The 25,482-nt window shown below is 65.3% G+C and carries 28 protein-coding genes, 2 tRNA genes and 1 pseudogene; 16 read left to right on the top strand and 15 right to left on the bottom strand.

The features are described 5' to 3' along the window. On the top strand, positions 1-1,371 hold the full coding sequence (locus tag NE609_RS04295; RefSeq protein ID WP_243107458.1) for a TrkH family potassium uptake protein: 1,371 nt from the start codon (positions 1-3) through the stop codon (positions 1,369-1,371). Between the two features lie 59 nt (positions 1,372-1,430). Here NE609_RS04295 and NE609_RS04290 read toward each other — a convergent pair whose 3' ends face one another. Next, complete coding sequence (locus NE609_RS04290) at positions 1,431-1,607, bottom strand: hypothetical protein (protein ID WP_158595661.1); 177 nt, start codon at positions 1,605-1,607, stop codon at positions 1,431-1,433. Between the two features lie 153 nt (positions 1,608-1,760). Between NE609_RS04290 and NE609_RS04285 the strand changes: the two genes are divergently transcribed. Continuing rightward, a complete protein-coding gene (locus NE609_RS04285; protein WP_256151853.1) occupies positions 1,761-2,624 on the top strand; it encodes a pyridoxamine kinase in 864 nt (287 codons plus the stop codon). A 48-nt stretch (positions 2,625-2,672) separates the two neighbouring features. On the opposite strand, the gene NE609_RS04280 is transcribed toward NE609_RS04285, so the two are convergent. The 5 genes from NE609_RS04280 to NE609_RS04260 form a co-directional block, all read right to left on the bottom strand. Beyond that, positions 2,673-2,840, bottom strand: a complete 168-nt coding sequence (locus NE609_RS04280) for a hypothetical protein (RefSeq protein WP_158595660.1) — start codon at positions 2,838-2,840, stop codon at positions 2,673-2,675. A 169-nt stretch (positions 2,841-3,009) separates the two neighbouring features. Continuing rightward, positions 3,010-3,270 (bottom strand): 30S ribosomal protein S20, encoded by a 261-nt coding sequence (rpsT, locus tag NE609_RS04275; RefSeq protein ID WP_101548436.1) that lies wholly within the window; start codon positions 3,268-3,270, stop codon positions 3,010-3,012. 136 nt (positions 3,271-3,406) lie between these two features. Continuing rightward, on the bottom strand, positions 3,407-3,874 hold the full coding sequence (locus NE609_RS04270; protein WP_256151852.1) for a hypothetical protein: 468 nt from the start codon (positions 3,872-3,874) through the stop codon (positions 3,407-3,409). Positions 3,875-4,009: 135 nt separating this feature from the next. Further along, on the bottom strand, positions 4,010-4,576 hold the full coding sequence (locus tag NE609_RS04265) for a hypothetical protein (protein WP_256151851.1): 567 nt from the start codon (positions 4,574-4,576) through the stop codon (positions 4,010-4,012). Positions 4,577-4,579: 3 nt separating this feature from the next. Continuing rightward, complete coding sequence (locus tag NE609_RS04260) at positions 4,580-5,284, bottom strand: baseplate J/gp47 family protein (RefSeq protein WP_256151850.1); 705 nt, start codon at positions 5,282-5,284, stop codon at positions 4,580-4,582. A gap of 73 nt (positions 5,285-5,357) precedes the next feature. On the opposite strand from NE609_RS04260, the gene NE609_RS04255 reads away from it, so the two are divergent. From NE609_RS04255 to arcC, 3 genes are all read left to right on the top strand, one after another. After that, positions 5,358-6,668 carry a YgeY family selenium metabolism-linked hydrolase gene (locus tag NE609_RS04255; RefSeq protein ID WP_101551814.1) on the top strand — a complete coding sequence of 437 codons (1,311 nt, stop codon included), beginning with the start codon at positions 5,358-5,360 and terminating at the stop codon, positions 6,666-6,668. Between the two features lie 211 nt (positions 6,669-6,879). Beyond that, entirely contained in the window at positions 6,880-8,076 is a 1,197-nt protein-coding gene (ygeW, locus tag NE609_RS04250; RefSeq protein WP_101551812.1) for a knotted carbamoyltransferase YgeW, read from the top strand. 136 nt (positions 8,077-8,212) lie between these two features. After that, positions 8,213-9,148, top strand: coding sequence for a carbamate kinase (gene arcC, locus NE609_RS04245; protein WP_121586377.1), 936 nt, complete (start codon positions 8,213-8,215; stop codon positions 9,146-9,148). A gap of 265 nt (positions 9,149-9,413) precedes the next feature. Here arcC and NE609_RS04240 read toward each other — a convergent pair whose 3' ends face one another. Genes NE609_RS04240 through yedE form a run of 3 tightly spaced genes read right to left on the bottom strand, consistent with a single transcriptional unit; the run spans position 9,414 to position 11,102 of the window. Beyond that, positions 9,414-9,650, bottom strand: a complete 237-nt coding sequence (locus NE609_RS04240; RefSeq protein WP_256151849.1) for a DUF3343 domain-containing protein — start codon at positions 9,648-9,650, stop codon at positions 9,414-9,416. A gap of 34 nt (positions 9,651-9,684) precedes the next feature. Continuing rightward, on the bottom strand, positions 9,685-9,894 hold the full coding sequence (locus NE609_RS04235) for a sulfurtransferase TusA family protein (RefSeq protein ID WP_121586376.1): 210 nt from the start codon (positions 9,892-9,894) through the stop codon (positions 9,685-9,687). A gap of 14 nt (positions 9,895-9,908) precedes the next feature. Beyond that, positions 9,909-11,102, bottom strand: a complete 1,194-nt coding sequence (gene yedE, locus NE609_RS04230) for a YedE family putative selenium transporter (RefSeq protein ID WP_121586375.1) — start codon at positions 11,100-11,102, stop codon at positions 9,909-9,911. A 118-nt stretch (positions 11,103-11,220) separates the two neighbouring features. Here yedE and NE609_RS04225 point away from each other — a divergent pair, with 118 nt between their 5' ends. From NE609_RS04225 to NE609_RS04210, 4 genes are all read left to right on the top strand, one after another. Then, complete coding sequence (locus tag NE609_RS04225) at positions 11,221-12,372, top strand: aminotransferase class V-fold PLP-dependent enzyme (RefSeq protein WP_256151848.1); 1,152 nt, start codon at positions 11,221-11,223, stop codon at positions 12,370-12,372. An 11-nt stretch (positions 12,373-12,383) separates the two neighbouring features. Next, positions 12,384-13,781: an L-seryl-tRNA(Sec) selenium transferase gene (gene selA / locus NE609_RS04220; RefSeq protein ID WP_256151847.1), complete on the top strand. Its 1,398-nt coding sequence runs from the start codon at positions 12,384-12,386 to the stop codon at positions 13,779-13,781. Then, positions 13,769-15,643, top strand: a complete 1,875-nt coding sequence (gene selB, locus NE609_RS17750) for a selenocysteine-specific translation elongation factor (RefSeq protein ID WP_256151846.1) — start codon at positions 13,769-13,771, stop codon at positions 15,641-15,643. The genes selA and selB overlap by 13 nt, the downstream gene beginning before the upstream one ends. 54 nt (positions 15,644-15,697) lie before the next feature. After that, positions 15,698-15,794: transfer RNA gene (locus NE609_RS04210), tRNA-Sec, on the top strand. 65 nt (positions 15,795-15,859) lie between these two features. Here the strand turns inward: NE609_RS04210 and NE609_RS04205 are convergent. Then, a complete protein-coding gene (locus NE609_RS04205; protein ID WP_158595582.1) occupies positions 15,860-16,018 on the bottom strand; it encodes a hypothetical protein in 159 nt (52 codons plus the stop codon). Next, entirely contained in the window at positions 16,008-16,193 is a 186-nt protein-coding gene (locus NE609_RS04200) for a hypothetical protein (protein ID WP_256151845.1), read from the bottom strand. Before NE609_RS04200 ends, NE609_RS04205 begins: the two co-directional genes overlap by 11 nt. 266 nt (positions 16,194-16,459) lie before the next feature. Between NE609_RS04200 and NE609_RS04195 the strand changes: the two genes are divergently transcribed. Next, positions 16,460-16,837 carry a helix-turn-helix domain-containing protein gene (locus NE609_RS04195; protein ID WP_121586370.1) on the top strand — a complete coding sequence of 126 codons (378 nt, stop codon included), beginning with the start codon at positions 16,460-16,462 and terminating at the stop codon, positions 16,835-16,837. Between the two features lie 226 nt (positions 16,838-17,063). On the opposite strand, the gene NE609_RS04190 is transcribed toward NE609_RS04195, so the two are convergent. The 4 genes from NE609_RS04190 to NE609_RS04175 are packed head-to-tail and all read right to left on the bottom strand — an operon-like array spanning position 17,064 to position 20,515. Next, positions 17,064-18,098, bottom strand: a complete 1,035-nt coding sequence (locus tag NE609_RS04190) for an XdhC/CoxI family protein (protein ID WP_256151844.1) — start codon at positions 18,096-18,098, stop codon at positions 17,064-17,066. Further along, positions 18,095-18,886 carry a selenium-dependent molybdenum cofactor biosynthesis protein YqeB gene (yqeB, locus tag NE609_RS04185; protein ID WP_256151843.1) on the bottom strand — a complete coding sequence of 264 codons (792 nt, stop codon included), beginning with the start codon at positions 18,884-18,886 and terminating at the stop codon, positions 18,095-18,097. The genes NE609_RS04190 and yqeB overlap by 4 nt, the downstream gene beginning before the upstream one ends. Next, complete coding sequence (gene yqeC / locus NE609_RS04180; protein WP_256151842.1) at positions 18,880-19,596, bottom strand: selenium cofactor biosynthesis protein YqeC; 717 nt, start codon at positions 19,594-19,596, stop codon at positions 18,880-18,882. Before yqeC ends, yqeB begins: the two co-directional genes overlap by 7 nt. Then, on the bottom strand, positions 19,583-20,515 hold the full coding sequence (locus NE609_RS04175) for a selenium metabolism-associated LysR family transcriptional regulator (protein ID WP_256151841.1): 933 nt from the start codon (positions 20,513-20,515) through the stop codon (positions 19,583-19,585). The genes yqeC and NE609_RS04175 overlap by 14 nt, the downstream gene beginning before the upstream one ends. A 234-nt stretch (positions 20,516-20,749) precedes the next feature. Between NE609_RS04175 and selD the strand changes: the two genes are divergently transcribed. The 6 genes and pseudogenes from selD to NE609_RS04145 form a co-directional block, all read left to right on the top strand. After that, positions 20,750-21,760, top strand: coding sequence for a selenide, water dikinase SelD (gene selD, locus NE609_RS04170; RefSeq protein ID WP_121586466.1), 1,011 nt, complete (start codon positions 20,750-20,752; stop codon positions 21,758-21,760). A 386-nt stretch (positions 21,761-22,146) separates the two neighbouring features. Further along, positions 22,147-22,233, top strand: a tRNA-Leu gene (locus tag NE609_RS04165). A gap of 365 nt (positions 22,234-22,598) precedes the next feature. Beyond that, a complete protein-coding gene (locus NE609_RS04160; protein WP_256151840.1) occupies positions 22,599-22,772 on the top strand; it encodes a hypothetical protein in 174 nt (57 codons plus the stop codon). Between the two features lie 110 nt (positions 22,773-22,882). Then, entirely contained in the window at positions 22,883-23,599 is a 717-nt protein-coding gene (locus NE609_RS04155; protein WP_256151839.1) for a hypothetical protein, read from the top strand. Positions 23,600-23,853: 254 nt separating this feature from the next. Next, positions 23,854-24,594, top strand: coding sequence for a DUF4314 domain-containing protein (locus tag NE609_RS04150; RefSeq protein WP_256151838.1), 741 nt, complete (start codon positions 23,854-23,856; stop codon positions 24,592-24,594). 87 nt (positions 24,595-24,681) lie between these two features. Further along, positions 24,682-25,461, top strand: a pseudogene (locus NE609_RS04145) (DNA adenine methylase); the annotation flags it as partial. Positions 25,462-25,482: the final 21 nt, after the last annotated feature.

Raw genomic sequence — 25,482 nt, 5'->3', positions numbered from 1 at the left:
TTGGATCGACAACCTATCCGGAGGAGCTGGCTCTTCTCCTTCCCCACGCGCACGATCACGCTGAGCTTTGCCGCGGTCATCCTCGTGGGGACGCTGCTGCTGATGCTCCCCGTGTCCAGCCGTGCGGGCGCCTTTACCCCCTTTCTCGACTGCCTGTTCACGGCGACCTCCTCGACCTGCGTGACCGGGCTGGTCGTGCACGACACCTACGCCTACTGGTCCGCCTTCGGGCAGTGCGTCATCCTCGCGCTCATCCAGATCGGCGGCCTGGGACTCGTGACGCTGACCACCTTCTTCAACATCGCGATCGGCCGCAAGCTCGGCCTGCGCGGGATGCACCTCGCGCAGGAATCGGTCGCGTCCACCGGTCCGGACATCAACCAGCTCATGAAGGTGGTCATGATCACCGCGCTGACCGTCGAGACGGCGGGCGCGCTCCTGCTGGCGACCGTGTTCGTGCCCGAGTTCGGGGCGGAGGGCATCTTCATCTCGGTGTTTACCTCCGTCTCCGCCTTCTGCAACGCCGGGTTCGACATCTTCGGGCGGGCGGAACCGTATGTATCGCTGACCGGCTACGTGGGCAACCCGATCGTCGTCGGCACGGTGGGGCTGCTCATCATTGTGGGCGGAATCGGCTTCATCGTCATCCACGACCTGCTCCAGTACCGGCGCACCAAAAAGCTGCTGCTTCACACCCGCATCGTCATCGTCTCCACCGTTTCCCTCATCCTGGTGGGGATGGCGTTTACCGCCGTCTGCGAGTGGAACAACCCCTTCACCTTGGGAGGACTTTCCGGAACGGGGGAGCGGCTCGGCGCGGCGTGGTTCCACTCGGTGAGCTGCCGCACGGCGGGCTTCAACGTCTTCCCGCTCGAGCCGATGCACGACATCACCAAGATCCTCTCCTCGCTGCTCATGTTTGTGGGCGCGGCGCCCGGCTCGACGGGCGGCGGCATCAAGTGCACGACCTTCGCGGTCATCTTCATGACCGTCTACAGCGTCGTGCGCGGCGACGAGGACACCGTCATCTTCCGCCGCAAGGTGGAGAAGAGCGCGGTCTATAAATCGCTGGCCGTCATGATCCTGGGGATTCTCGCGGTCACGATCACCGCCGCCTGCATCGTCGCCACGATGAGCGGCACCCACGCGGTCACCGGCGTGGACGCGCTTTTCGAGAGCGTCTCCGCATTCGCGACGGTCGGGCTTTCGGCGGGCATCTCGGCGGTCGCCAGCACCCTGTCGCGCATCCTGCTCATCTTCGAGATGTATATCGGGCGCCTCGGGCCGGTGACCTTCTTCCTCGCGCTGGCCATGCGCCCCACCGCCAACCGCAAGGAAATTTTGCCGGTCGGGAAGATCCAGATCGGCTGAGGGCGTTGTTGCATGAAAAATTGCCGTTCTGACGAACGGCAATTTCCGCCGATGGGCTTTTACCGCATCATATACTCCACGCTGTCCAGCACGGTGCCGAGGGTCTTGATCGCCTTGGTCGCGTTCTGCTTGAGCTTTTTGCCGGGGTTCTTTTTGTGGTTCATCATATAGGCCGCGGTACCCGCCGCCATTGCCACCGCCACGCCGGTCACCGCTGTCGCCGCCGTTTTGTTCATAGGGTTGCACCTCCGTAAATTTAGTTGGTTCCGCGGAACGCACCCGATGCGTCCCATACTGACAGTATGCCCTGCGCGCGGCGGAGCGATTACGCAAACTTTCTGGAAACGGCTATCCGAGGAAATGAATTCCAATTTTGTGAGGTGAATGTTATGACGGACCGTCCGCCGCGCGTCGCGGCCATCCACGGGCTGGCCGGCTTCGGCCGGAGCTCGCTTGCCGTCGTGGCCCCCACACTTTCCGCGATGGGGATCCAGGTCTGCCCGGTGCCGACGGCGGTCCTCTCCACCCATACGGGCGGGCTGGGCGAGGTGGAATACCGCGACCTGACCGACTATATCCGCCCCTGCTTCGAACATTACCAGCGGCTGGAGCTCGGGTTCGAGGGGATCTATTCCGGCTTTCTCTCCAACCCCTCGCAGGCGGACGACGTGGCCGCGTTCATCGCGGCGTGGCCGGACGCGCTGGCCGTCGTCGACCCGGTGATGGGGGATCACGGCAAGCCCTACCGCACCTGCACCCCCGCGCTGATGGAGCGGATGCGCAGCCTCGTGCGCAGCGCGGCGGTCATCACCCCCAACCCGACCGAGGCGGCCATCCTGCTCGGCGAGCCCTACCGGCCCGAGCCCCTCGCGCGCCAGCCGCTCAAAAGCATGCTCGCGCGGCTGGGAGAGCTCGGTCCGCGCCACGTGGTGATCACCGGCGTGGAACTGGCGTCGGGGGAGTGCGCGACCGTGGGCTACGACCGCGGGCGCAACGCCTTCTGGTACGTGGAGTATGAATATGTCCCGGCGGCCTATCCCGGCACGGGAGATATCTTCGCGAGCGTGCTCACCGGCGCGATGCTCAGGGGGGACAGCTTCCCGATCGCGATGGCGCGCGCGACCCGGTTCGTCGAGCTGGCGATCAAGACGACCTTCAGCTATGGGACTGACACGCGCTACGGCGTCATGTTCGAGCGGTGCCTCGGCTGGCTGACCCACGACGAGATCCTCAAGGGCTACAAGCCGCTTTAAACATTGAAAAGCCCCCGGCTCCATGAGCCGGGGGCTTTTTATTCGGATTCAAAAGGGCAGATCGTTCCCGCCGCCCCAGCTGGTTTCGTGGTAGGCGCGTTCCACGGCTCGGCGGTAGATGGAATACCCAGCCGTGACGCAGCATACCAGAACGGCAAGCGCGACCGGGACCACCAGCCACAACAGGGAAAGAAAGCGTTTGTCGTTGCGATCCATCGGGATTCCCCTCCATGCGCGCGAGGCGCCGAAATTTTCACCAGCTACTATGATACCGCAAAATGGGAAAACCGTCAACCGGGACGGGCGGCCCCGCGCGGCCCGGAAAAACAAATAACACTGCCACCGGAGGTGACAGTGTCACAGAGAAAAGGCTGCATGGAGCCGCTTATTTGGCGGCGGCGAGCTTCTTCATAAGCGCGGACTTCCTGTGCGCGGCGGCGTTCTTGTGCAGGATGTTCTTCGAAGCGGCCTGGTCGACCTTCTTGATCGCGACGCGGATCGCGTCGGCAGAATCGGCGGCACCGGCGGCAACCGCAGCATCCGCCTTCTTCAGCACGGTTTTGAGGTTGGTCTTGACCGCTTTATTCTCAAGCGCCTTCTTCTGGGCAACGAGCACTCTTTTTTTCGCAGATTTGATATTCGGCATGGTTCACACCTCCTTGTCCGCTGGATATCATCAGACAGTACAAGTTATGATAGCATCTTTTTTGAAAAAATGCAATACCCCGCAAGAAATTTTTCCTGCAAAAGGGCGGGGCGGCGCACCACGCCGCCCCTCTTTTTTAGCGAAAGACCAGATATTGATAGGTGACGCCCGCCTCGTTGAGGGCGGCGACCCGTCCGGAGACGGGCGTCGCCGAGCTGAGCACCGAAAACCCCGTCTCGGTGACCAGCGCGGCCTGTGAAGAACCGCCGCCGGCGAGAAAGGCCGCCCGGAGGGCGACGGTGGTCTGGTCGACCGGCTGAAAGGGGTTTTTACCGGCGGCGAAGACGATTCCGAAGGCGGGGGAGAACCCGAGGGAAATTTCCTGCATGGGCTGTCCGTCCCCCTCGTAGCTGCCGAGCACCGGGACGGCTCCCGTCCACGCCGCGCGTTCCTGCGCGGAGACGTGTGCGGCACCGTCGGCCGTGTGGGCGTGGAGCGCTCCGTCGATCTTTTGGTTGTCCGCGTTGAAATCGGCCATCTTGGGCCGGTCGGTGCCGCTCCACTGGTTGAGCTGCAGATGTTCCGTGGTGTTGGTGCTTGCCATTGCTTCACTTCCTTTTTCAGGTTGGCGTGCCCCGGCCGGGGGGCGCGGAGGCGAAAAACGGCGGGCATGCCGCCCGCCTCCCGCACGGCAAAGCCGCGCGGGGCAGCCGCCCGCGGCGGCTGGTTTTTCGCCCGGTCAGCGGGCCTCCGGGAGCTGCCCGGCGTCGATCTCCGCCCAGGCCAGGTCTTTTTCATCGAGCTGCGCGGCGGTGAGGCCGGACGCGTCCAGCCGTTCCCACGAGAGGCTGCCGAAGTTGTCCGCCGCGCCGACGCCCACGGGCAGCAGCGCCGCGAGCAGCCGGAGGAGCGCCGCGTTGTCCGGAATGAGCCCGCCCGCGCCCGACCCCTCCGCGAGGACGCGGTTCTGCCCGTCCTGTTCGCGCAGGGAGAGGTCCGCGCCGAGTGCGCGAAAGTGGGATTCGAGCGCCCCGGGCGTGCAGCCCGGGCCGCGCGCCAGCGCGGCGGAAGCCTCCCGAAGCGCGGAAAGCTCCATGCCGGCGGGGACGCGAAAGCCGCAGAGGGCGCAGAGGCGCTCGAGTTGCGCGCGGTCCGCGCGCGGGGAAAAGAAGGACGCCTCACAGCGCTCAAGCGCGGGGGAGAGCAGCGCGAAAGCCGCTTCGTAGGCCGAAAGCTCACGGAAGACGGATGCGCCGGGCCTCAGGTCGTAGAGGCCGGTCGCGGCCATCCGGGGAAAGAGCCCCATCGCTTACCCTCCCATCCGCGTGACGGAGAGCTCCCCCGCCCGCAGCACCTGCGCCGGGCCGGCCGCCAGGTCGGCGGCGGGCAGCAGGACGCGGCAGTTGGTCACCTCTTCGCGGTCCATCGCGAGCGCGCAGAGGCGCGCCACGGGCAGCCCCACGCCGACCGGCATGCGGTCGAGCGTCTCCCGGACGCGGCCGAGCAGGGCCTCCCGAACCTCGGAAAAGCGTTCCGCCGGGACCTCGATCTCAATGGAGACGTCGGCGGCGACCGCCTCGGCGCTTTCGACCGTGACCGTGTCGCAGGGGGCGCGCATCCCGCCGAGCGCCTCCGACAGACCGGCAAGCACCGCCTCCGGGACGGCCGGCGCTCCGTCCGCCGCCGCATAGACGGTGAGGGAACCGGGACGTTCTCCCGCGCATACGGCCGCGCTTCCGATACCCGGCCACGCCTCGGCTGCCGCGCGGTAGCTTTCGCCGTTCACGCCGTTCGCGGGGCGGGCCCAGGCGGCGAGCAGGCGGCGGCGCAGCGAATCGTCCCCCTCCGCGTCCGTTCCGCCGGCAAAGGGCGCGCCGTTCTCCACCGCCGCGACTCCCGCCGCGAGGCGGCGCGGCAGCGTGACGCTGCCCGCGGCGGCGTTGCCGCCGCGGGCCCCCCGGGGGGGCCCCGCCCCCCCCGGGGGGGGCGGCGGGGGGGGGCGCCGCCGGGGCACCCCGCCGCCTTTTAAAAAAGGCGGGCGAAAAGTTTTGTGAACAGCAGTATGATTCTATAAGGAGGAAACGACGATGGATTTCAGCAAGATTAAAGAGGCGGCGCAGGGCTACCGCGCGGACATGACCAGGTTCCTGCGGGATCTGGTGGCGATCCCGGGCGAGAGCTGCGGCGAAAAGGGCCACATCCTGCGCATCAAGGAGGAGATGGAGAAGGTCGGGTTCGACGAGGTGGTCATCGACCCGATGGGCAACGTGCTCGGCTATATGGGCGCGGGCGAAACCCTGATCGGGTTCGACGCGCACATCGACACGGTGGGCGTCGGCAACCGCGACAACTGGAACTTCGACCCCTACGAGGGCTATGAGAACGATCTCGAGATCGGCGGCCGCGGCACCTCCGACCAGATGGGCGGCATCGTGTCCGCGGTCTACGGCGCGAAGATCATGAAGGACCTCGGCCTGCTGAACGACAAATACAGGGTCCTCGTCACCGGCACGGTGCAGGAGGAGGACTGCGACGGCCTCTGCTGGGAGTACATCGTCAAGGAGGACCACGTCCGTCCCGCGTTCGTCGTCTCCACCGAGCCGACCGACGGCGGCATCTACCGCGGGCAGCGGGGCCGCATGGAGATCCGCATCGACGTCAAGGGCGTCTCCTGCCACGGCTCGGCGCCCGAGCGCGGCGACAACGCGATCTACAAGATGGCCGACATCCTCCAGGACGTGCGCGCCCTCAACGAGAACGACGCGGCCGCTGGCACGGAGATCAAGGGCCTCGTCAAGATGCTCGACGAGGCGTACAACCCCGAGTGGAAGGAAGCCCGCTTCCTCGGGCGCGGCACCGTGACGGTGTCGGAGATCTTTTTCACCTCGCCGTCGCGCTGCGCGGTGGCGGATTCCTGCGCCGTGTCGCTCGACCGCCGCATGACCGCGGGCGAGACGTGGGAGAGCTGCCTGGAGGAAATCCGGAACCTGCCGGCCGTCAAAAAGTACGGCGGCGACGTGAAGGTTTCGATGTACCAGTACGACCGGCCGAGCTACACTGGCTGCGTCTACCCGATCGAGTGCTACTTCCCGACTTGGGTCATCCCCGAGGACCATAAGGTCACCAGGGCGATGGAGACGGCTTACAAGGGTCTCTACGGCGACAGCCGCGTGGGCGTGCCCGCCAACGAGGAGATGCGCAAGGCCCGCCCGCTGACCGACAAGTGGACCTTCTCGACCAACGGCGTGTCGATCATGGGCCGCAACGGTATCCCCTGCATCGGGTTCGGCCCGGGCGCCGAGGCGCAGGCGCACGCCCCCAACGAGATGACCTGGAAGGACGATCTCGTCCGCTGCGCGGCGGTTTATGCGGCGCTGCCCACCTGCTATTGTGAATAATTCACAAGTAATTTTGGGTTTTGCACCTGCCGCTTCGGAGTGAAAATGCACAAATTTGCGGCGAAATCAAACAAATACAGCCGGAGAACTTGCAATCAATCGCCAATTCATGTATGCTGTAAGGGAAGATATTCGTTAAAATTGCATATAGGATTGGCCGATTTCTGAAAACCATTCAAAATCAGTAAACATTTGTGAAGGAGTTACAGCTATGGATCAGAAATTACAGGCCTATATCGATAAACTCAACAAACTCAACTTCAAAGAGATGTACATGAACGACTTCTTCCTCACCTGGGAGAAGACGGACGACGAGCTCGAGGCGGTCTTCACCATCGCCGATGCGTTGCGCTACATGCGCGAGCAGAACATCTCCACGAAGATTTTCGAGAGCGGACTGGGCATCTCCCTCTTCCGTGACAACTCCACCCGCACCCGCTTCTCCTTCGCCTCCGCCTGCAACCTGCTGGGCCTCGAGGTGCAGGACCTCGACGAGGGCAAATCCCAGATCGCGCACGGCGAGACCGTCCGCGAGACGGCGAACATGATCTCCTTCATGGCGGACGTCATCGGCATCCGCGACGACATGTACATCGGCAAGGGCAACGCCTACATGCACGAGGTCTCCAAATCGGTCCGCGAGGGCTATCAGGACGGCGTGCTCGAGCAGATCCCGACCCTGGTCAACCTCCAGTGCGACATCGACCACCCGACCCAGTGCATGGCGGATATGCTCCACATCATCCACCACTTCGGCGGCGTGGAGAACCTCAAGGGCAAAAAGGTCGCGATGACCTGGGCCTACAGCCCCTCCTACGGCAAGCCCCTCTCGGTGCCGCAGGGCGTCATCGGCCTGATGACCCGCTTCGGCATGGACGTCGTGCTGGCTCATCCCGAGGGCTACGAGGTCATGCCCGAGGTCGAGGAGGTCGCCAAGAAGAACGCCGCCGCGTCGGGCGGCACCTACCGCAAGACCAACTCGATGGCCGACGCCTTCCAGGACGCGGACATCGTCTACCCGAAGAGCTGGGCTCCCTTCGCCGCCATGGAAAAGCGCACCAACCTCTACGGCGAGGGCGACTCGGAGGGTATCAAGAAGCTCGAAAAGGAGCTGCTCGCGCAGAACGCCAACCACAAGGACTGGTGCTGCACCGAGGAGCTCATGAAGACCACGAAGGACGGCAAGGCGCTCTACCTGCACTGCCTGCCCGCCGACATCAACGGCGTCTCCTGCGAGGACGGCGAGGTCGAGGCCTCGGTGTTCGACCGCTACCGCACCCCGCTCTATAAGGAGGCCTCCTTCAAGCCCTACGTCATCGCGGCGATGATCTTCCTCTCGAAGGTCAAGGACCCGCAGGCGGTCCTCAAGGCGCTCGAGGAGCGCGGCACCCCCCGCTGGACCAAGTAAACGGCGCGTAGCCCCGCCCGCAGCGGTACGGATTCCGCCTTTGCGGCGTCCCGGGGAGCGCGCTTCCCGGGACCGACGTCACAATCTGCCGGCGCCGCCGGTTTGAGCCGATATTATGAAAAGGTGGTAATTTGGTATGGGAAAGAGAATCGTCATCGCTCTGGGCGGTAACGCGCTCGGCAACAACCTGCCCGAACAGATGATCGCGGTCAAACAGACCTCCAAGGCGATCGTCGATTTGATCGAAGAGGGACACGAGGTCGTCATCTCCCACGGCAACGGCCCGCAGGTCGGGATGATCCAGAAGGCGATGGCCTCCCTCAACGCTGTCGATCCCAAGCAGTACCCGATCCCGCTGTCGGTGTGCGGCGCGATGAGCCAGGGCTACATCGGCTACGACCTGCAAAACGCCCTGCGGGAGGAGCTGCTCGACCGCGGCATCCACAAGCCCGTTTCGACGCTCATCACCCAGGTCGTCGTCGATCCGGAGGACCCCGCCTTCAAGAAGCCGACCAAGCCGATCGGCAGCTTTATGACCGAAGAGGCCGCCAAAAAGCTGGCCGCGGAAAAGGGCTACACCGTCATGGAGGACGCGGGGCGCGGCTGGCGCCGCGTCGTGGCCTCCCCCCGCCCGCAGCACATCGTCGAGATCGAGACGATCCGCACCCTTGTCGACGCGGGGCAGGTGGTCGTCGCGGCGGGCGGCGGCGGCATCCCCGTCATGGAGACGGAAGGCAACCACCTCAAGGGCGTGCCCGCCGTCATCGACAAGGACTTCTGCAGCGCGCGCCTGGCCGAGTCGGTCGACGCGGATTGCCTGATCATCCTCACGGCGGTCGAAAAGGTCGCCATCAACTTCGGCAAGCCCAACCAGGAGTGGCTTGACGAGCTCACCCCCGAACGCGCCCGGCAGCTCATCTCCGAGGGCCACTTCGCCCCCGGCTCGATGCTCCCGAAGGTGCAGGCCGCCCTCCAGTTCGCCGAGTCCAAGCCGGAGCGCTACGCGCTGATCACCCTGCTGGAAAAGGCCAAGGACGGCATCGCCGGAAAGACCGGCACCATCATTCGCTGACTTCGCTCCATCTGTTGATACCCTCCTTCTTGCCGCCCGCGGGATTCTTGCCCCCGCGGGCGGCCCGCGTTTTCGAGAGAGACGTGGAAAAGAAACGCCGCCCGAAAGGGCGGCGTTTTTTTTCCGCTTTCTTGAAAGAAAGCGGAAAAGAACGTTTGTGATTCAGGCGGAGCGCTTCCCGAAGCGGCGGGTTCCGGAGAGGACAAAAGGGCCGCCCCGTGGGGCGGCCCTTTTGTGTGGTAGGATATGCGGATTGGGTGACGGGTTATCGGTTGTCGATGGCCGGAAGGTAGCGGCTGGAGTCCGTCCGCACGAGCTGCTCGAGCCCCGCGCGGTCCAGCTCCCGCGGATCGCCTTCATAGGCGAAGCGGGCGCAGGTCCCGCAGGAGGAGCTCAGGCTCCGAGGCACGGGGGAAAGCTGCACCGCGATCCCCTGCCCGCGCAGGTCGCCCGCGAACCGGACCGCGTCATAGTGGGTGAAAAAGGTTGCGATATACTGCAAAGGCGGTTCCCTCCCGGCGGTCAATGTGGGGCTGCTATTTCGCGAGGGTCAGGCGGTAGTCCTCTCCATCTGCCGAGACGGAGACGCGGTAGCCCGCGCGTTCGGCGTAACGGGTGACGTTCTCCCGCGCGGTGGGATTGTCCACCAGCACCTCGCAGGAGGAGGGGGCCTTGTCAAGCGCGTTTTTTGTCAGGACGACCGGCTGCGGGCAGGAGAGCCCGCGCGCGTCGATGGTCTGTGCCATGATGATTCCTCCTTCTATACCCGCTGGGGCTCTTTTACGCCTGCCGCGGCCGTGGCTTTCGTATTGAGGAAGGCGACGACGAACAGGACGATGAGTGCGATGACGGTAAAGAGTTTCCCCGCGGCGGTGGGGCCGCCGGTGATGGTCCCGTCCTCGGCCACGGCGGTGGCGGCGGAGGCGAGGCCGAAATTGTGCGCGAACGCCGCGCCGACGAAATAGCCGGCGACGGTGACGGCGGAATCGGAGTTGCCCTCGCCCGCGAGGATGAGCTGACGGAGCGGGCAGCCGCCCAGCATGACCGAGCCGAGCCCGACCGCGGCCATCGAGAGGAAGTTCCAGACGCCGTCGATGTGGGCGACCGGCTGGCCCATGAAGCCGAGGCTGAAGTAGCCGCCGAACACGGCGTTGAGAACCAGGTTCCCGGCGAGCGCGGCGACAAGAATGGCCACAAAGCCGGAGAGCAGCGTCCAGTCCTGAAAGAGCAGGACGTCGCGGATGCCGCCGACCATGCACAGCCGGGTGCGCTGCGCGAGCGCGCCGACGACCAGCCCGGCGATGAGGGAGATCCAGATGGGGGCGTGCATCGAGCCGGGACCCTTTTCGCTGAAGAGGATGAACGCGGGCGCGGCGCAGAGCAGGCCGAAGAGGGCGACCTGGACGACCGACAGCCAGACGCCGTCGACGGCGGGCAGGGTGTAGGTGCGCTTCAGGCTGTAGCCGTGTTTGAGGAACTGCACGCCGCAGAGGATGCCGATCGCGAAGCCGACGAGCCCGACGATGGCGTTGAGGTCGCCGCCGGCGATCCGCAGAACCATGCGCAGCGGGCAGCCGAGGAAGACGAGCGCGGTGATCATGACGAACGCGCCGAGCACGAAGCGGGTCATCGGAGAGGAGCCGCCGCGGGGGAGGAACTCCTTCTTCACGGCAGAGACGATGAGCGCGCCGAGCACGAGGCCGATGATTTCAGGGCGGATGTACTGGACGACCGCCGCCTGGTGCATCCCGACCGCACCGGCGGTGTCGCGGATGAAGCAGGCGATGCAGAAGCCCATGTTTTTGGGGTTCCCGAGCCAGACGAGCGCGGCGGCGATGACGCCGATGGCCACGCCGGCGAGGATGATGTTACGTTTTTCCTTCAATGCCAACACCTCAAAGCAGATTTGATTCGCATGCGTTTCTTTTGTTATTATAGTACAAATATTTGGCATATGGAAATCGTAATTTTGAATAAACAGACGGTATTTATAGATATCGTCTATATATATGGCGCGGGAGGTAAAAGTGGCGTACAATAGAAGCCAGAATCTGCAAAGGAGGCCCCAGGAGATGCAAAAAGTATATTTCGACCACGCGGCGACCTCCTTTCCCAAGCCGCCCGAGGTCGTGTCCGCGATGGTGGCGTATATGGAACGGGTCGGCAGCAATGTGGGCCGCGGCGGCTACGCCTCCGCCTACGAAGCCGCCGGGACGGTGCTTGCCGCGCGTGAGCGGCTTTGCGCCCTGCTGGGCGGCCCCGATCCGCGCAACGTCATCTTCACCCTCAACGTCACCGAGGCGCTCAACATGATCCTCAAGGGCTTCCTGCGCCCCGGAGACCACGTCCTCGTGAGCGCGGTGGAGCACAACGCGGTCATGCGCCCGCTCGTGCAGCTTTCACAGACGGGCGTGGCGTTCGATCGCATCCCCTGCGACGGGGAGGGGGCCCTCTGTCTGGACGCGCTCGACGGGCTCGTCCGTCCCAGCACCCGCGCCGTCGTCCTGACCCACGCGTCCAACGTCGCGGGCACCATCCAGCCGGTCGCGCAGGTCGGCGCGTTCTGCCGCGCGCATGGTCTGCGCTTTATCGTCGACTGCGCGCAGACAGCCGGGATGGAGCCCGTCGACATGGGCTCGATGGGCATCGACGCGCTCGCGTTCACCGGGCACAAGGGGCTGCTCGGACCGCAGGGGACAGGGGGGTTCCTCGTCACCGACGCCTTTGAGAAGGAGCTGGACCCGCTCATTTCTGGCGGGACGGGCAGCTTTTCCCACCTCGAGACGGTGCCCGCGCTGCTGCCAGACCGGTTCGAGGCGGGAACCTTGAACCTGCCGGGCATCTACGGCCTGCACGCGGCGCTCGGTTTCCTGGAGAAGACGGGGATCGATGTCATCCGCGCGCGGGAACGGGCGCTGACCGCGCGGTTCCTCGCGGCGGTGGCGGAGGACGGACGCATCCGCGTCGCCGGTCCCCGGACGGCGGAGGGGCGCACGGCGGTTGTCTCGCTCGATTTCCCCGGGCGGGACAACGCGGAGATTGCCTTCCGCCTCGACAGCGAATACGGCGTCATGACCCGCTGCGGCTTGCACTGCGCCCCCAACGCGCACCGGACGCTCGGGACCTACCCGCAGGGGACGGTGCGGTTCTCCTTCGGGTATGGGAACACGGAGGAAGAGATCGATTACGCGTCCGACGCGATCGGGCGCATCCTGAACGGATAGGAGGGCGCGGTATGGAGAACAGGACGGCGCTGCTGCGGGCGATCCCGCAGGTGGACGAGCTGCTCCGGGAGCCCGGGCTCGCCCGGGCGGCGCAGCAGCAGGGGCGGGCGGCGGCGCTCGGCGCGGTGCGCGCCGAGCTCGACGCGCTGCGCGCGTCGATCCTGCGGGGCGAATGCCCCGCGGTGCCGCCGCCGTCCCTGCTGTGCGCAGCCGTTCGAGAACGGCTGCGCAGCGCGGGTCCCCCGCGCCTGCGCCGCCTCATAAACGCGACGGGCGTGGCGCTGCACACCAACGTGGGCAGAGCCCCCCTCTCGGACGCGGCCCGCAGCGCGGTGGGCGACGCGGCGGGCTGCTGCGACCTGGAATATGACCTCGAAACGGGGGAGCGGGGCAGCCGCGGCGTGCATGTGGAGCCTCTGCTGAAGGACCTCTGCGGGTGCGGGGACGCGCTCGTCGTCAACAACAACGCGGCGGCGGTGCTGCTCGCGCTGGCCGCGCTGGCGCGCGGGCGGGAGGTCGCCGTATCGCGCGGGGAGCTCGTGGAGATCGGGGACGGCTTTCGCATCCACGACATTTTGGAGCAGAGCGGCGCCCGGCTCAGGGAGGTCGGCTCCACCAACCGCACTGGTCCCGGGGACTATGAGGCGGCCTGTGCCGAAGGGGATGTGGCTGCGCTTTTGAAGGTGCATACGAGCAACTTCCGCGTTGTCGGGTTCACCGCGTCGGCGTCGGTCGGGGAGCTCGCGTCTCTCGCGAAGAGGCGGGAGATCCCGCTCGTCGTGGATTTGGGGAGCGGCGCGCTGCTGGAAGCGGAAGAGTACCCCTTCCCCGGCGAGCCGACCGTCCCGCAGACGCTGCGGGAGGGCGCGGACGTCGTCTGCTTCTCAGGGGACAAGCTGCTCGGCGGCCCGCAGGCGGGCATCCTCGTCGGGAGGGCCGCGCTGATCGAACGGATGCGCCGCCACCCGCTGGCGCGCGCCCTGCGCATCGACAAGCTCTCCCTCGCGGCGCTGGCCGCGACGCTGGAGAGTTACGCGGACCCGGTCCGCGCGAAGCGGGAGATCCCGGCGCTCCGGATGCTCTGCACCCCGCCCGAAACCCTGCGGGCGCGCGCCGAGGAACTCTGCGGAATGATCTCGCGGCTGGGCGCGGACTGCGCCTGCGAGGTCGTCCCCACAGAACGCCCGGTGGGGGGCGGCTGCGCGCCGGGAAGGCTCCTCAAGGGATCCGCGGTCGCGGTGACGGCGCGCGCTTTCGGCGCGGACGCGCTTGCCGCGCGGCTGCGCGCCGCGCCGGTCCCCGTTGTCGCGCGCATATCGGAGGGCAGGCTGCTGCTCGACGTTTCGACGATGCTGCCGGAGGAGCTTGCACCGGCGGCGGAGGCGGTGAAGGCCGGGTGCGGACCGTGAAGCGGATCGTGATCGGCACGGCGGGCCACGTCGACCACGGCAAGACGGCGCTCGTGCGCGCGCTCACCGGCATCGACGCCGACCGGCTCGCGGAGGAGAAGCGCCGGGGCCTGACGGTCGACCTCGGCTTTGCGTGGATGGAACTGCCTGGGGAGGTCCACGCCGACATCGTCGACGTGCCCGGCCACGAGCATTTTGTAAAGAACATGCTCGCGGGTGCGGGTGGGATCGACCTCGCGCTGCTGGTGGTTGCCGCGGACGAGGGGGTCATGCCCCAGACGCGGGAGCACCTTGTCATTTTGTCGCTGCTCGGCGTGCCGCGCGGCGTGGTCGTGCTATCCAGATGCGACCTCGCGGACGGGGAGACTCGCGCGCTCGCGCGGGAGGAGATCGCCGAGGCTGTGCGGGGTAGCTTTCTGGAGGGCGCGCCGGTCGTGGAGACCTCCGCTCAAACGGGGGAGGGCCTCGACGTGCTGCGCGCCCTGCTCGCGGAGGAAGCCGCGGAGCTCCCGCCCAGGAATATCGACCGTCCCTTTTTCCTGCCGGTGGACCGGGCGTTTACCGTCCGCGGTTTTGGCGCCGTCGTGACCGGGACCGCGCTCGACGGGCAGGTGCGCCCCGGCGACCTGCTGACCGTCAGCCCCGGCGGAGCCCGCGTGCGGGTGCGCGGCCTGCAAAGCTGCGGCCGCGAGGCCGCGGCCGCCTTTGCGGGCCAGCGCGTCGCCGTCAACCTGGCCGGGGCGGAACCCGGCTCGCTCGCGCGCGGCGACGCGCTGGCGGCCGCACCGTCCGCGCGCGCAAACGCGCTGCTCGACGTGCGGCTGGCCGCGCACCCCGCCTCCGCCCGCGCGATCACCCACAACCAGCGGCTGCACCTCGCGCTCGGCACCGCCTGCGTCCTCTGCCGCGTGCGTCTGCTCGACCGGGAGGCCCTGGCGCCGGGCGAGAGCGGCTATGCCCAGCTGCTGCTCGAGCAGCCGGTCGCGGTCCGCCCGGGAGACCGGTTCGTCGTGCGGTTCTATTCGCCCGTCGAGACGGTGGGGGGCGGCGTGGTGCTCGACATCCCCGCCCGCCGCCACAGACGGCTTGACAGCGCCGTGCTCGCGCGGTTACAATGTTACGACGGGGCGGACGCGCGCGGCCGCCTGCGCTTCGACCTCGCCGAAGAGCCGATGACGCGGGAACAGGCGCGGGAGCGGCTCTTTTTTCTCTCGGACGCGGAATTTTCCACCGCGTGGAAGGGCCTGCTCGCGGACGGGGAAATCCGGTGCGCGGGCCGGCTCGCCCTGACGCCCGGGACGCTCGCCCGCCTGCGGGAGGAGCTACTCGGCGTCCTCGCGGATTATCACGGGGCGCATCCCCTCGACCGGGGGATGCCGCTTGTCCTGCTGCGGGAACGGTTTCCCGGCGGACTGCCCGAGTGGTTCGCGGAGGAGGGCGCCGTCTCCCGCGCGGGGGACGCGCTCTCGCTGCCCGGCTTTGCGCCCGAGGGGACGGAACTCTACCGCCGTACCGCCGCGGAGCTGCTCGCTCTCTATGCGCGCGCGCCCTACGCGCCGCCCGACCGGGCGGCGGCGCTCGCGGAATTTCCGCCGTCCGTGCCAGCCGGTCGGGTGTTCGATCTGCTGCTCGAGGCGGGCGAACTGGTCGAGGCCGCGCCGGGACTCTGCTTCGCCCGCGCGGCGTGGGAGAGCGCCCGGGAAACGGCCCGCAATGTCGCCGGGGAGCGGGGAAGCGTCACGCTCTCCGGGTTGCGCGACGCGCTTGAAACCTCCCGGCGGTACGCGCAGGCGCTGCTCGAGCGGATGGACGCCGACGGTTTCACCCGCAGGGAGGGGGACGCGCATCTCCTGCGGGAGTGACGGGCCGGTTACCTGCGCGGACAAAAAACGCGCGGCGTTTTGCCGCGCGGATATGGGGGTGGATGGGTGCCGGTGTGCCTCCCGGTCTTCAAAACCGGTGTGGGCGGCGCAGAGCCGCCCGGGTGAGTTCGATTCTCACACGCCCCCGCCAAAATGAAAATCCCCGTGCGGACACCTCGTCCGCACGGGGATTTGTTTCTTCCATGGGATAAGCCGCTATTTGTTCCGGCCCGCGAAGGTGACGACAAGCGCGGCGATGGCGAAGGCCATCGCGCCGACCGTCAGGACCGAGCCGGGGACGCCGGCAACGAAGAAGCTGGCGGCGAGCAGCAGGATCGCGACGACCCAGAAGGCCTGGATGACTTTACGGTTCATAGTTCATATCCTCATCGATCAGTTTTTTGAGATACTCCGCCATGCTCATGCCGCGGCCCGCGGCATGAGCTTTGATTTTGTCCTTATAACCCTTGGGCGCCCAGAAGCGGATCTGTTCCAGATTCTCCCGCTGGTATTTCATCGTGGCGTTTTTGCTCGCTTCATTGTAAGCCATGAGACCGACCCCTTCAATATTATAGCAATTATAGAACATTATTACAATGTTTACTGATCGTAACAGGGAATCGGTATTTTAGACAAAAATTTTTTTGTGATTTGCACAGATCCGTTTATTGAAATATAGTGCACTATACATTAAAATAAAAAAGGCGTCACGAAACGGTAAAAAACGATCGGAAAATCGGGAAAATCAAGCTAGGACTATGAGGCCATTGGAAAATATTTCATACCTGCTTATGATAAAGGTATGGAGGGAGTGCTTTGAGAACGATTGAAATCGTAGCAAAGAACCTCAAATTCTACAGACAGCAGCGCGGCCTGACGCAGGAGGAACTGGCGTCGAAGGCTTATACCAGCGCGTCCTACATCAGCAGGATCGAGCGGATGGTCGCCAACCCGTCGATCGAATCGCTCGACAGCATCGCCATGGCGCTGGGGCTTTCTCCGGCGGAGCTCTTCCGGATGGACGAGGTGGACATCCTCCCGGAGCAGTACGATGAATTCCGCCACCTGCGGGGGATCAGCAGCACCATGGAGCCGTGGCGGAAGTCCCTTTTTCTGCGCGTGGTGTCTTCGACGCTCAACGCGCTGAGGGACTGGAAGCCGGTTGAGGAACCGGAAAAGACCGAACAGGAATAAGAAAAACAGCCGCCCTAAGGCGGCTGTTTTTGATTGTTTTTCCGTTCAAGCGGTGACGTCAACGGTGCCCTTCAGCCGGCAATCGTAGCAGACGAGGTGGCTGGACGCGCCCTCCCCCAGCCCGTCCAGCGGGCAGTTGGAGCACACCTCGGGCCAGACCTCGTGGCATTTCGCCCCAAGCGAGGCCCTGTTACGGCTGTTATTGTGTCCCGGCGATGGAGAGCGGTCAGAGGATGGGGTCGAGCAGCACCTCGACGGTGCCGCCGCACACCATGCCCGCCTGGCGCGCGTCGCTGTTGGTCATGTCGCAGAGGACGACGCGCGGCGCGCCCGACGCGAGGACCTCGGGCGCGGAGGCGACCACCCGCGCCTCGGCGCCGCCGCCGCCGATCGTGCCGTAGAGCGCGCCCTTTCCGTCGGCCAGCAGCTTGGAGCCGGTGCCGCGCGGCGCGGAGCCGCGCTTCTCGATGATGGTGGCGAGCATCATCGGTTCCCCCCGCGCGAGGCGTTCGAGTCCCTCGCGGCTGACGCTGCCCGCCGACAGTCCGCTGCCCACCTGGATGATCTCGGCCGCGATGCACACGGCGATCTCGGCGGGGGTTTCGGCCCCGATGCGCAGACCGATCGGGGAATGGACCCGCGCGAGCTGTTCCCTGGTATACCCCTCCCGCTCCATCTGCTCCATGACCACGGCGACCTTTTTACGGCTGCCGATCATGCCGCAGTAGGCGAAGCGGCGGGGGAGGATGCGTTCGAGGCAGAGGCGGTCGTCCGCGTGCCCCCGGGTGATGATGACGAAGTAGCTGCCGTCGGTGTAGGGGACCGACTCCATCGCCTGCGCGAAGGGCATGCAGAGCACCTGGCCGGCGCGCGGGAACCGCTCGCGGTTGGCGAACTCCTCCCGGTCGTCGATCACCGTCACGTCAAAGTCGAGCAGGGAACCGATCTCCGCCAGCGGCTTTGCGATGTGCCCGCCGCCGCAGATGATGAGCTGACGCCGCGCGCTCAGCCGTTCGGCGAGCAGGCGCACGCCAAGGACCTCGGCGGAAAGCGGCCGGTCGCCGCCCGGCAGGGCGGCCGCCAGCTCCTCCCACAGCCCGCGCAGCCCCTCGTCATAGGGGACGAGGCCGTCCGCTGTCACGAGCGCCTTCTGGGCGGTGAGCGCGCGTCCCTCCCGTTCCCCCGCGAGGATGGTCAGCAGGTCGGCGCTGCCGCCCGCGTCGAGGATGTCGGCGAGCGTGCGGAAAAATACCCGGTTCACAGGACCCCTCCCCTCAGGTGCAGGACCGCCTCCAGCGCGCCGCCCGCGATGGCGCGCGCCTTGTCGGAAATGGTGTGGCAGTATTCCACGATGCCGCGCGGGTCGATGTCGCCCGACTTCATCCCGCGCGTCACCGGGGTCCCCTCGGGCAGCATGCCGCGCACGACCCCGTCGATCAGGGCGCGCACCGGTTCCCCCTCCACGCGCGCGACGACGTCGCCCGCCCGCACGAGCTGCCCGATCCTTGCCGCGGGGACGAAGGGGCCGTCGGCGGGCGCGCGGATGATCCGCTCGGAGGTGTAGCCGCCAATGTCGCCGGGCACGCCGGTGTTGGCGATCGCGCTTCCCGCGTAGATTACGCGGCCGAGATAGTGCCCCCGCTTGGTCTCAACGACCGCGTGGCAGTCCGCGCCCGCGGTGAAGCCGGGGCCGAGCGCGATCACAACGGGCGCGTCGGTGATTCTGGTGCCGAGGTTGCGCTTGGCGAGCACCGCGTCGATGACGACGGGGGGGTGCAGCGTTTCGATCGCGGCCGCCTCGGGGTCGACGAGCACCGCGATTTCGCCCTCCCCGGTGATCCGCAGCGCGTCGGCGGGGTCGCGCGCGAGCCGCGCCGTCACCCCTTCAATCTCGGCCGCGCCCTCATAGACCGCGCGGGAAAACGCGACGGTGCAGCGCACGGTGGTGGGCCGGGCGATGTCGGTCATGACGACCTGGAAGCCGCAGTTGTGCAGCCGCCAGGCCACGCCGGTGGCGAGGTCGCCCGCGCCCTTGATGAAGATCAGCATGTGATTTCCGCCTCCTGTCTGAGCGAAAGAATAAGTACTTTTTCAATGCCGCCCGCACGGAGCAGGGCGGCGGTTTGCTCCCCCTGTTCCCGCAGGGCGGGGGTGTCCGCCTGGTTGAGCAGCACGGTGGGGGAGAACCTCCCGTAGCCCGCGAGCAGCAGCCGGGCGATGATCCCGGGGGTCACGGAGGCCCCCTCCGGGATGCCGAGCGCCTCCCGCGCGAGCGGGGCGCGGTGGCAGACCTCGTCGAACGGCCTGCCGAGCGCCGACAGCCCAGCTACGGCGATCACCCGGCCGGTCCCGTCCGGGATGACCGGCTCGGTGGAGTTCGGAAACTTCACCGGCAGCCGCCGGGAGCCGTCCGCCTCGAGGAAGAGCGCGTCGGTGTGCGCCGCGAGCCACGCGAGCGTCTCGGGCGCGGGCGCGGCGAGCTTCCCGGGGGCGCCCCGCGCCGGCGTGCCGGCAACGGCGATCCGCCCGTCCGCGAGCGCCCGTTCCAGCGCGCCGGGATCGCCGTCGCAGACGACCGCGACGCGGCCGTCTGCCGCGGGGCGCAGGATGTGGGTGGTCGTCCCCGCGCCCACGCGCAGCCCCCGCCGCGCATATTCCCCGGCGAGCGCGTACATGAGGGTGGTCTTGCCCCCCGCGCCCACGATGGACACGATCCGTTCCCGCCCGGGACAGAGCCCCAGCCGTTCAGAGAGCTCCATACGTTTTCCCTCCTTCCGCGTCCCGGAACTGCCCGAGCAGAAATTCCGCCAGCGCGCGCGCGGCGGGGGAGAGACGGCCGTCCCTGCGCTGAACGAGGTAGAGCCGCCGCCCGAGCGCGCCCCCCTCAAGCGGGAAGGCGAGCAGCAGCCCGAACCGCTCGAAATCGGCGGCGGCGCGCCGGGAGAGGATGGAGATCCCCAGTCCCTGGGACACGGCGCGCTTGATCGCCTCGGGGTCGTCCATCTCAGCGGCGACCTTCAGCCGTTCGGGCGGGACTCCGATCTCCTCGAGGAACCGCTCGAATTCGCGGCGGGTTCCCGACCCGGTCTCCCGCTGGATGAACTTCTCCCGAAGCAGCAGCGAGCGGGGAAAGCCCTCCCGCGGCAGCGCCTGATAGCGTTCTGTGTTGGGGGTGACGACGACGAGCTCGTCGCCGCACAGGTCGTGGAAGACGCAGCGCGGGGAGGGGATCGCGGTGCCGGTCATGCCGAGGTCGGCGGTCCCCTCCGCGACCTGCCGGACGACGGCGGCGCTGTCGCAGCGGAGGCTGCGCACCGCCGCGTCGGGATGGGCGCGGCCGAAAGCGGCGGCCGCGCCGGGCAGGACGTACTGGGCCGGGATGCTCGACGCGGCGACGGTGACGATCCCGCCGACGGGCGGGGCGGAGGAGGTGACGGCGGCGATCGCGTCGTCCCGCAGCCGGAGCAGCTTCTGCGCGTAGGCGTAGAGCCGCTTGCCCTCCTCGGAGGGGTAGACCTCCTTGGTGGTGCGCACGACGAGCTGCACCCCGAGCTCCCGCTCGAGGGAGCGGATGTGGGCGCTGATCGTCGGCTGGGTGAGGAAGAGCCGCTCCCCCGCGCGGGAGAAGCTGCCGAGGCTCACCACGGCGGAAAACGCCTCGAGCTGTTTAAAATCCAACCGCCCGCCTCCCTTCGGAAAAGTCCGACTTTTCATCCATTATACCAAGACTCTGCCCCAAAGTCATCCTTTGAGGCTTGTTTTTTTGGGCAAAGTGGGCTATGCTATAGATAATCCCGATAGATCCATGATAGCACAACCCGGCAGGATTTACCATCCCCGGGCGCGGGATACGGGAAATCACACGGAAGGGAGGCTCGCATCGTGGCGGAACAGGAAAAACGGCTCACCCAAATGACCTCCACGGCCGGTTGAGCGGCCAAAGTCGGACCGGGGGTCCTCGCACAGGTTCTGTGCGGCTTACCAAAGTTCCACGATGAAAACCTGCTGGTCGGCTTCGACACCAGCGACGACGCCTGCGTCTATCGCATCAGCGACGAGCTCGCGCTTGTGCAGACGGTCGATTTCTTCCCGCCGGTGGTGGACGATCCCTACGCCTTCGGGCAGATCGCGGCGGCCAACGCCCTCTCGGACATCTACGCGATGGGCGCCGTCCCGAAGCTCGCGATGAATCTGCTCTGCTACCCCTCCTGCCTGCCGCAGGAGACGGTGCGGGCGATCCTGGCGGGCGGCGCGGACAAGGTGCGCGAGGCGGGCGCGGCGCTCGCGGGCGGGCACACGATCCAGGACAACGAGCCCAAATACGGCCTCTGCGTCAGCGGCTTCGTCGATCCGCGCAGGATCCTCGCGAATGCCGGCGCGCGGCCGGGCGACCTGCTGATCCTCACCAAGCCCCTCGGGGTGGGCGTGCTCAACACCGCCGCGAAGGCGGAGCTCATCACGCCCGAGGCGTTCGCCCCGGCGATCGCGTCGATGTCCGCGCTCAACCGCGCGGCGGCGGAGATCGCGGCGGACTTCCCGGTGAGCGCCTGCACCGACGTGACCGGCTTCGGCCTGCTCGGGCACGCGTTCGAGATGGCGGAGGGCTCGGGCGTCACGATCCGGCTCTTTTCCGGGGAGCTCCCCCTGCTGGAGGGCGCGGCGGATTTGGCCGAAATGGGCATCCTGCCCGCCGGGGCCTACGCCAACCGCGACTATGTCGGGGAGCGCGCCGCCTACGGCGCGGGGGTGCCGCGCGTGCTGCGCGACCTGCTCGCCGACCCGCAGACGTCGGGCGGCCTGCTGCTCGCGGTGCCGAAGGCGCACGCGGACGGGCTGCTGCGCCGCTTGAAGGGCGCCTTGCCCTGTGCGGCTGTGATCGGCGAGGCGGTCGAACGCCGGGCGGCCGCGATCGTTGTGGAATAGAAGCGGAGGACGGCTGATCAAATCAGCCGTCCTCCGCTTTTTGCGGGAGTTTTCACCGCCCGGGCGCGGTGAGAAAACGGATAAAAAAGGGGACGGTTCCAGGAACCGTCCCTTTTGTTATTCCGGCGAGAACTCAAAACCGTTTCCCCAAAGCCCGAGCCCGCGGATAACCTTGATCATCACGGCACTACTGGCATCTTGCACAGTGTATTCCGGATGCTTTTTAGTTATTATAACATGGGTTTTTCACAAAGGCAAGAGAAAATCCGCGGCAAGAAAACAAAATGTGAAAGATGTACATACGTAATATACAGCTGTTACGTGCGAAAAAACGCCAATGCGCTCTTGCCTTTTCTGCGCGGATTTGCTATACTATCCTCGTATCCGCCGGTATGATGGAATTGGCAGACGTGACGGACTCAAAATCCGTTGGTAGCGATACCGTGCCGGTTCGACCCCGGCTACCGGCACCATCTATTATGGTCAGTTTAGATCGGATGCGTGTAAAAGCGCATCCGATCGGCCTTTTCCGGGGTTTTTCTGGCCCTGATTTCAGCTGAAAAACAAAAGATCGGCAAGCCGCTTTTTCGGGAACTGACGGGACTCGAACCCATACGCTCCCCAAAAAGCATCAGGCGCCCTTTTTGATTGGTCATTCTTTCAAAAAGGGCGCCTTTTTTTGTTTCTCCGAAAATCTGGCGACCGCCTGGCAGGGCCCTACCGGGAAAAAGGGCGCCTTCATATAGATCACGCCGGTACCCTCAAAAGGGGCGCCGGCATCAAGCCACCCCAGGGCGTCGCAAAAAGCGGCGCCCTTTTTCATTTGGAGGGAAACGCTATGGCAAAGAGAACCGACACGATCCACAGCTGGAGGGAGATCCCCATCCCCTATCGCTGTGAGGGCTGCCCCTACCCCAAGGTAGGTTTCGTCTGCTATGGGAAGGATGGAAGCTGCCTGCGCTCCGATGTACAGGAAATTGAAGCGCGGCAGGCGTCAAAAAGCACGGGATAAGTTTGTTGGGTTTGGGTATCGCTTTCTGGTATGGAAGACGGTATGTTGTTGGGTTGGAAAGGAGGGATGTACTGTGAGAAAAAATCATCTGCCAGAGAGGAGGAATCAAAGTGAGAAGGCCTTTGAAAGCAACCATCTGTAATAAAACGCACCCCGAATATGGGACCGTATCCCTGCCGTTTCCCATCCAATTGGAGGAATTCGACGAAAACCTCAAAATGCTGGATGCCCTGGGCATCGGAGGCCATATAAAACGGGACTGCTTTGTGGCGGAGATCTCCACCGCATATCCTATCCTGAATTGCCTGGAGGGAAGCTGCGTCAATGTAGATGAGCTGGATTATCTCGTCAAATACCTGGACAGCTTCACACCCGATGAGGTGGCGGCTTTCCAGGAAGTTGCGTCGGAACGGGAGGTCACAGATCTTCCAGGGCTGATTAACCTGGCGTTCTCCTGTTCCCAGGTTGTCGCCGTAGAGGATTTCAGAAATTTGGAGCGGGTTGGGATCTGGCTCCTGCTTGCAAGAAATACAAGCGTCGATCCACCAGAGTTGGATCGGGATACGGCTGTCAAAACTGCTATCGCCGCGCTATCCAGCGGTGAGGGGATCGTTACCCCCTACGGGGTTATCTTCGAGAATGGGATGGAACTTCAGACGGTTTACGACGGAAGGATCTTCCCGGAGTACTCCTACGAAGCGCCCTTGATCACCGCAGAGATCCCTGTTCCAATGAACAATTCCACCTATTCCCTGTTCCTTCCTATGGCTGAGGGACAGCTGAAGCGGTACCTGGACCGTTTGGGGGAATCGCTGACATCCGTCTGACCCGAGCAGGTATTCGGCGCCCTTTTTGAGAAGCTAGATCTACCCCCAATACCAGACCGGGAAACGGTTGAAAATCTCAACCGGCTGTGCCTGGCAGTTAAAGATTTCGGCGAAGCGGAGTTTTCCACACTGCGGTCAATGGCAGCACCTTTTGAATCGATCACCAGTGCCCAGCTGACTGCCTTGGCCAAAGGGGTGCAACAGTTAAGAAACACCCCGAATGAAACAATGATCCAGACAGGAGGTATGACCCTATGAGAGAACTGACAAAAAACCAGGTCGAGGTCCTCCGGGAACAGTACCCGGTTGGCTCCCGCATCCGCCTGATCCGGATGAACGACCCATACCACCCGGTGCCGCCTGGTACCAAGGGAACCCTTGTCGCCATCGACGATATGGGGACCTTCCATGTCAACTGGGATAACGGCAGGGGGCTGGGCCTTGTACCCGGCGAAGACCAGTTTGAGGTAACCCCTTTGGAAACCCTCAAACTGTATATGCCCCTCTCCGCCAGGATTCACGAACGCAGCGAATGGGGCGAACTGGACGAGTGGGGCACAGAAATGGACTGGCAAGACCTGCTTCCATACGAAAGCCAGATTAATCGGGCAATGCGTGACAATGACCTCCCCGCTGAGAAGACCCGGGGCCTGATGCATTGGTATGAGGACAAGGACGGAGTGAACCGCAAGGTCTACTCCGCCTTTTTTACGGTCGAAAACAGAGATGGCAGGCTCTGGGGTGTAGCAGAGTGCAAGGTCGCCGGAACGCTGGAAGCGGAGGAACTGGAAACCCTCCGGGATTACCTGGCGGGCCAGGCGTCGGATGGCTGGGGCGAAGGTTTTGAACAGCGCCCCCTCATCACGGCAGACAGAGGGGAGCTCTATGTGAGCCTGTGGAACAGCGACCGGTGGTCGATCCTCACCGAGGAGGAGAGGTTTGGCTCCGGTTTGTCTCACGAGGAGGAACAGACAGGAGGGATTGCCATTGGGTGAAAAATGCTGTAAAAGAATATCTGATCGTCGATCACGGGCCGTCCCTCACTTCAGGGGCGGCCCGTTTTTTGTTTGTGCGGAAAGGCGGTGAAAGCCTATTTGAAGCCCTTTATCCCCTGGGTGGGAGGCAAGCGTGCGATGCTGCCGGTGCTGTACCAGCTGTTCCCCAACGACTTCCACCGGCTGGTGGAGGTGTTTGGCGGCGGTGCGGCGGTGATCTTTGGCCGGGAGCCGGGCCGCTGCGAGGAGATCTACAACGACTACAACAGCAACCTGGTCACCCTGTTCTGGTGCGTCAAAAACAGGCCGCTGGCGCTGATGACGGAGCTGAACTTCCTGCCCCTCAACTCCCGCCAGGAGTTTGAGGTGCTGCGGAAATTTTTGCGGGAGGAGGAGTTCACCGACGCCTACCTCCGGGAGGAACTGGAACTGTGCGAGCGGTTCTTCCTCTCGCCGGAACGGGAGGAGCTGCGGGAGATCCTCTTAAAAAAGGCGGAGATGGGCGATGTGCGCCGGGCTGCCGCCTTCTACAAGGTGATCCGGTACAGCTATGCCGGGAGCGGGACCTCCTTCGGCGGGAAGCCGGTGGACATCCGCCGGGGGCTGCACCAGATCTGGGAGTGCTCCCGCCGGCTGGCGGAGGTGGTCATCGAGCACCAGAGCTACGAGACCCTCATCCCCCGGTTTAATGACCCGGCCACCCTCCTGTATGTCGACCCGCCCTACTACCAGGCCGAGTGCTATGAGGTGTCCTTCGGCCTGCGGGACCACTACCGGCTGCGGGAACTCATCGGCCAGACAAAGAGCCGGGTGGTCCTCTCCTACAACGACTGCCCCTTTATCCGGGACCTCTACCGGGACTTCTGGGTGGTGGCGGTGCGCCGGAAG

This window comes from Anaerotruncus sp. DFI.9.16 (assembly GCF_024461615.1).
Classification (GTDB): Bacteria; Bacillota; Clostridia; order Oscillospirales; family Ruminococcaceae; genus Anaerotruncus; species Anaerotruncus massiliensis.
The sequence above is the reverse complement of the archived record's forward strand: the minus strand, read 5'-3'. Positions and strand labels throughout refer to the sequence as shown.

Excerpts from the sequence above, each read along its gene's own strand:
- NE609_RS04290 (WP_158595661.1), bottom strand. The coding sequence starts at position 1,607 with ATGAACAAAACGGCGGCGACAGCGGTGACCGGCGTGGCGGTGGCAATG.
- NE609_RS04285 (WP_256151853.1), top strand. The coding sequence starts at position 1,761 with ATGACGGACCGTCCGCCGCGCGTCGCGGCCATCCACGGGCTGGCCGGC.
- NE609_RS04280 (WP_158595660.1), bottom strand. The coding sequence starts at position 2,840 with ATGGATCGCAACGACAAACGCTTTCTTTCCCTGTTGTGGCTGGTGGTC.
- rpsT (WP_101548436.1), bottom strand. The coding sequence starts at position 3,270 with ATGCCGAATATCAAATCTGCGAAAAAAAGAGTGCTCGTTGCCCAGAAG.
- NE609_RS04270 (WP_256151852.1), bottom strand. The coding sequence starts at position 3,874 with ATGGCAAGCACCAACACCACGGAACATCTGCAGCTCAACCAGTGGAGC.
- NE609_RS04265 (WP_256151851.1), bottom strand. The coding sequence starts at position 4,576 with ATGGGGCTCTTTCCCCGGATGGCCGCGACCGGCCTCTACGACCTGAGG.
- NE609_RS04255 (WP_101551814.1), top strand. The coding sequence starts at position 5,358 with ATGGATTTCAGCAAGATTAAAGAGGCGGCGCAGGGCTACCGCGCGGAC.
- ygeW (WP_101551812.1), top strand. The coding sequence starts at position 6,880 with ATGGATCAGAAATTACAGGCCTATATCGATAAACTCAACAAACTCAAC.
- arcC (WP_121586377.1), top strand. The coding sequence starts at position 8,213 with ATGGGAAAGAGAATCGTCATCGCTCTGGGCGGTAACGCGCTCGGCAAC.
- NE609_RS04235 (WP_121586376.1), bottom strand. The coding sequence starts at position 9,894 with ATGGCACAGACCATCGACGCGCGCGGGCTCTCCTGCCCGCAGCCGGTC.
- yedE (WP_121586375.1), bottom strand. The coding sequence starts at position 11,102 with ATGCCAAATATTTGTACTATAATAACAAAAGAAACGCATGCGAATCAA.
- NE609_RS04225 (WP_256151848.1), top strand. The coding sequence starts at position 11,221 with ATGCAAAAAGTATATTTCGACCACGCGGCGACCTCCTTTCCCAAGCCG.
- selA (WP_256151847.1), top strand. The coding sequence starts at position 12,384 with ATGGAGAACAGGACGGCGCTGCTGCGGGCGATCCCGCAGGTGGACGAG.
- NE609_RS04205 (WP_158595582.1), bottom strand. The coding sequence starts at position 16,018 with ATGAACCGTAAAGTCATCCAGGCCTTCTGGGTCGTCGCGATCCTGCTG.
- NE609_RS04200 (WP_256151845.1), bottom strand. The coding sequence starts at position 16,193 with ATGGCTTACAATGAAGCGAGCAAAAACGCCACGATGAAATACCAGCGG.
- yqeB (WP_256151843.1), bottom strand. The coding sequence starts at position 18,886 with ATGCTGATCTTCATCAAGGGCGCGGGCGACCTCGCCACCGGCGTGGCC.
- yqeC (WP_256151842.1), bottom strand. The coding sequence starts at position 19,596 with ATGGAGCTCTCTGAACGGCTGGGGCTCTGTCCCGGGCGGGAACGGATC.
- NE609_RS04160 (WP_256151840.1), top strand. The coding sequence starts at position 22,599 with ATGGCAAAGAGAACCGACACGATCCACAGCTGGAGGGAGATCCCCATC.
- NE609_RS04150 (WP_256151838.1), top strand. The coding sequence starts at position 23,854 with ATGAGAGAACTGACAAAAAACCAGGTCGAGGTCCTCCGGGAACAGTAC.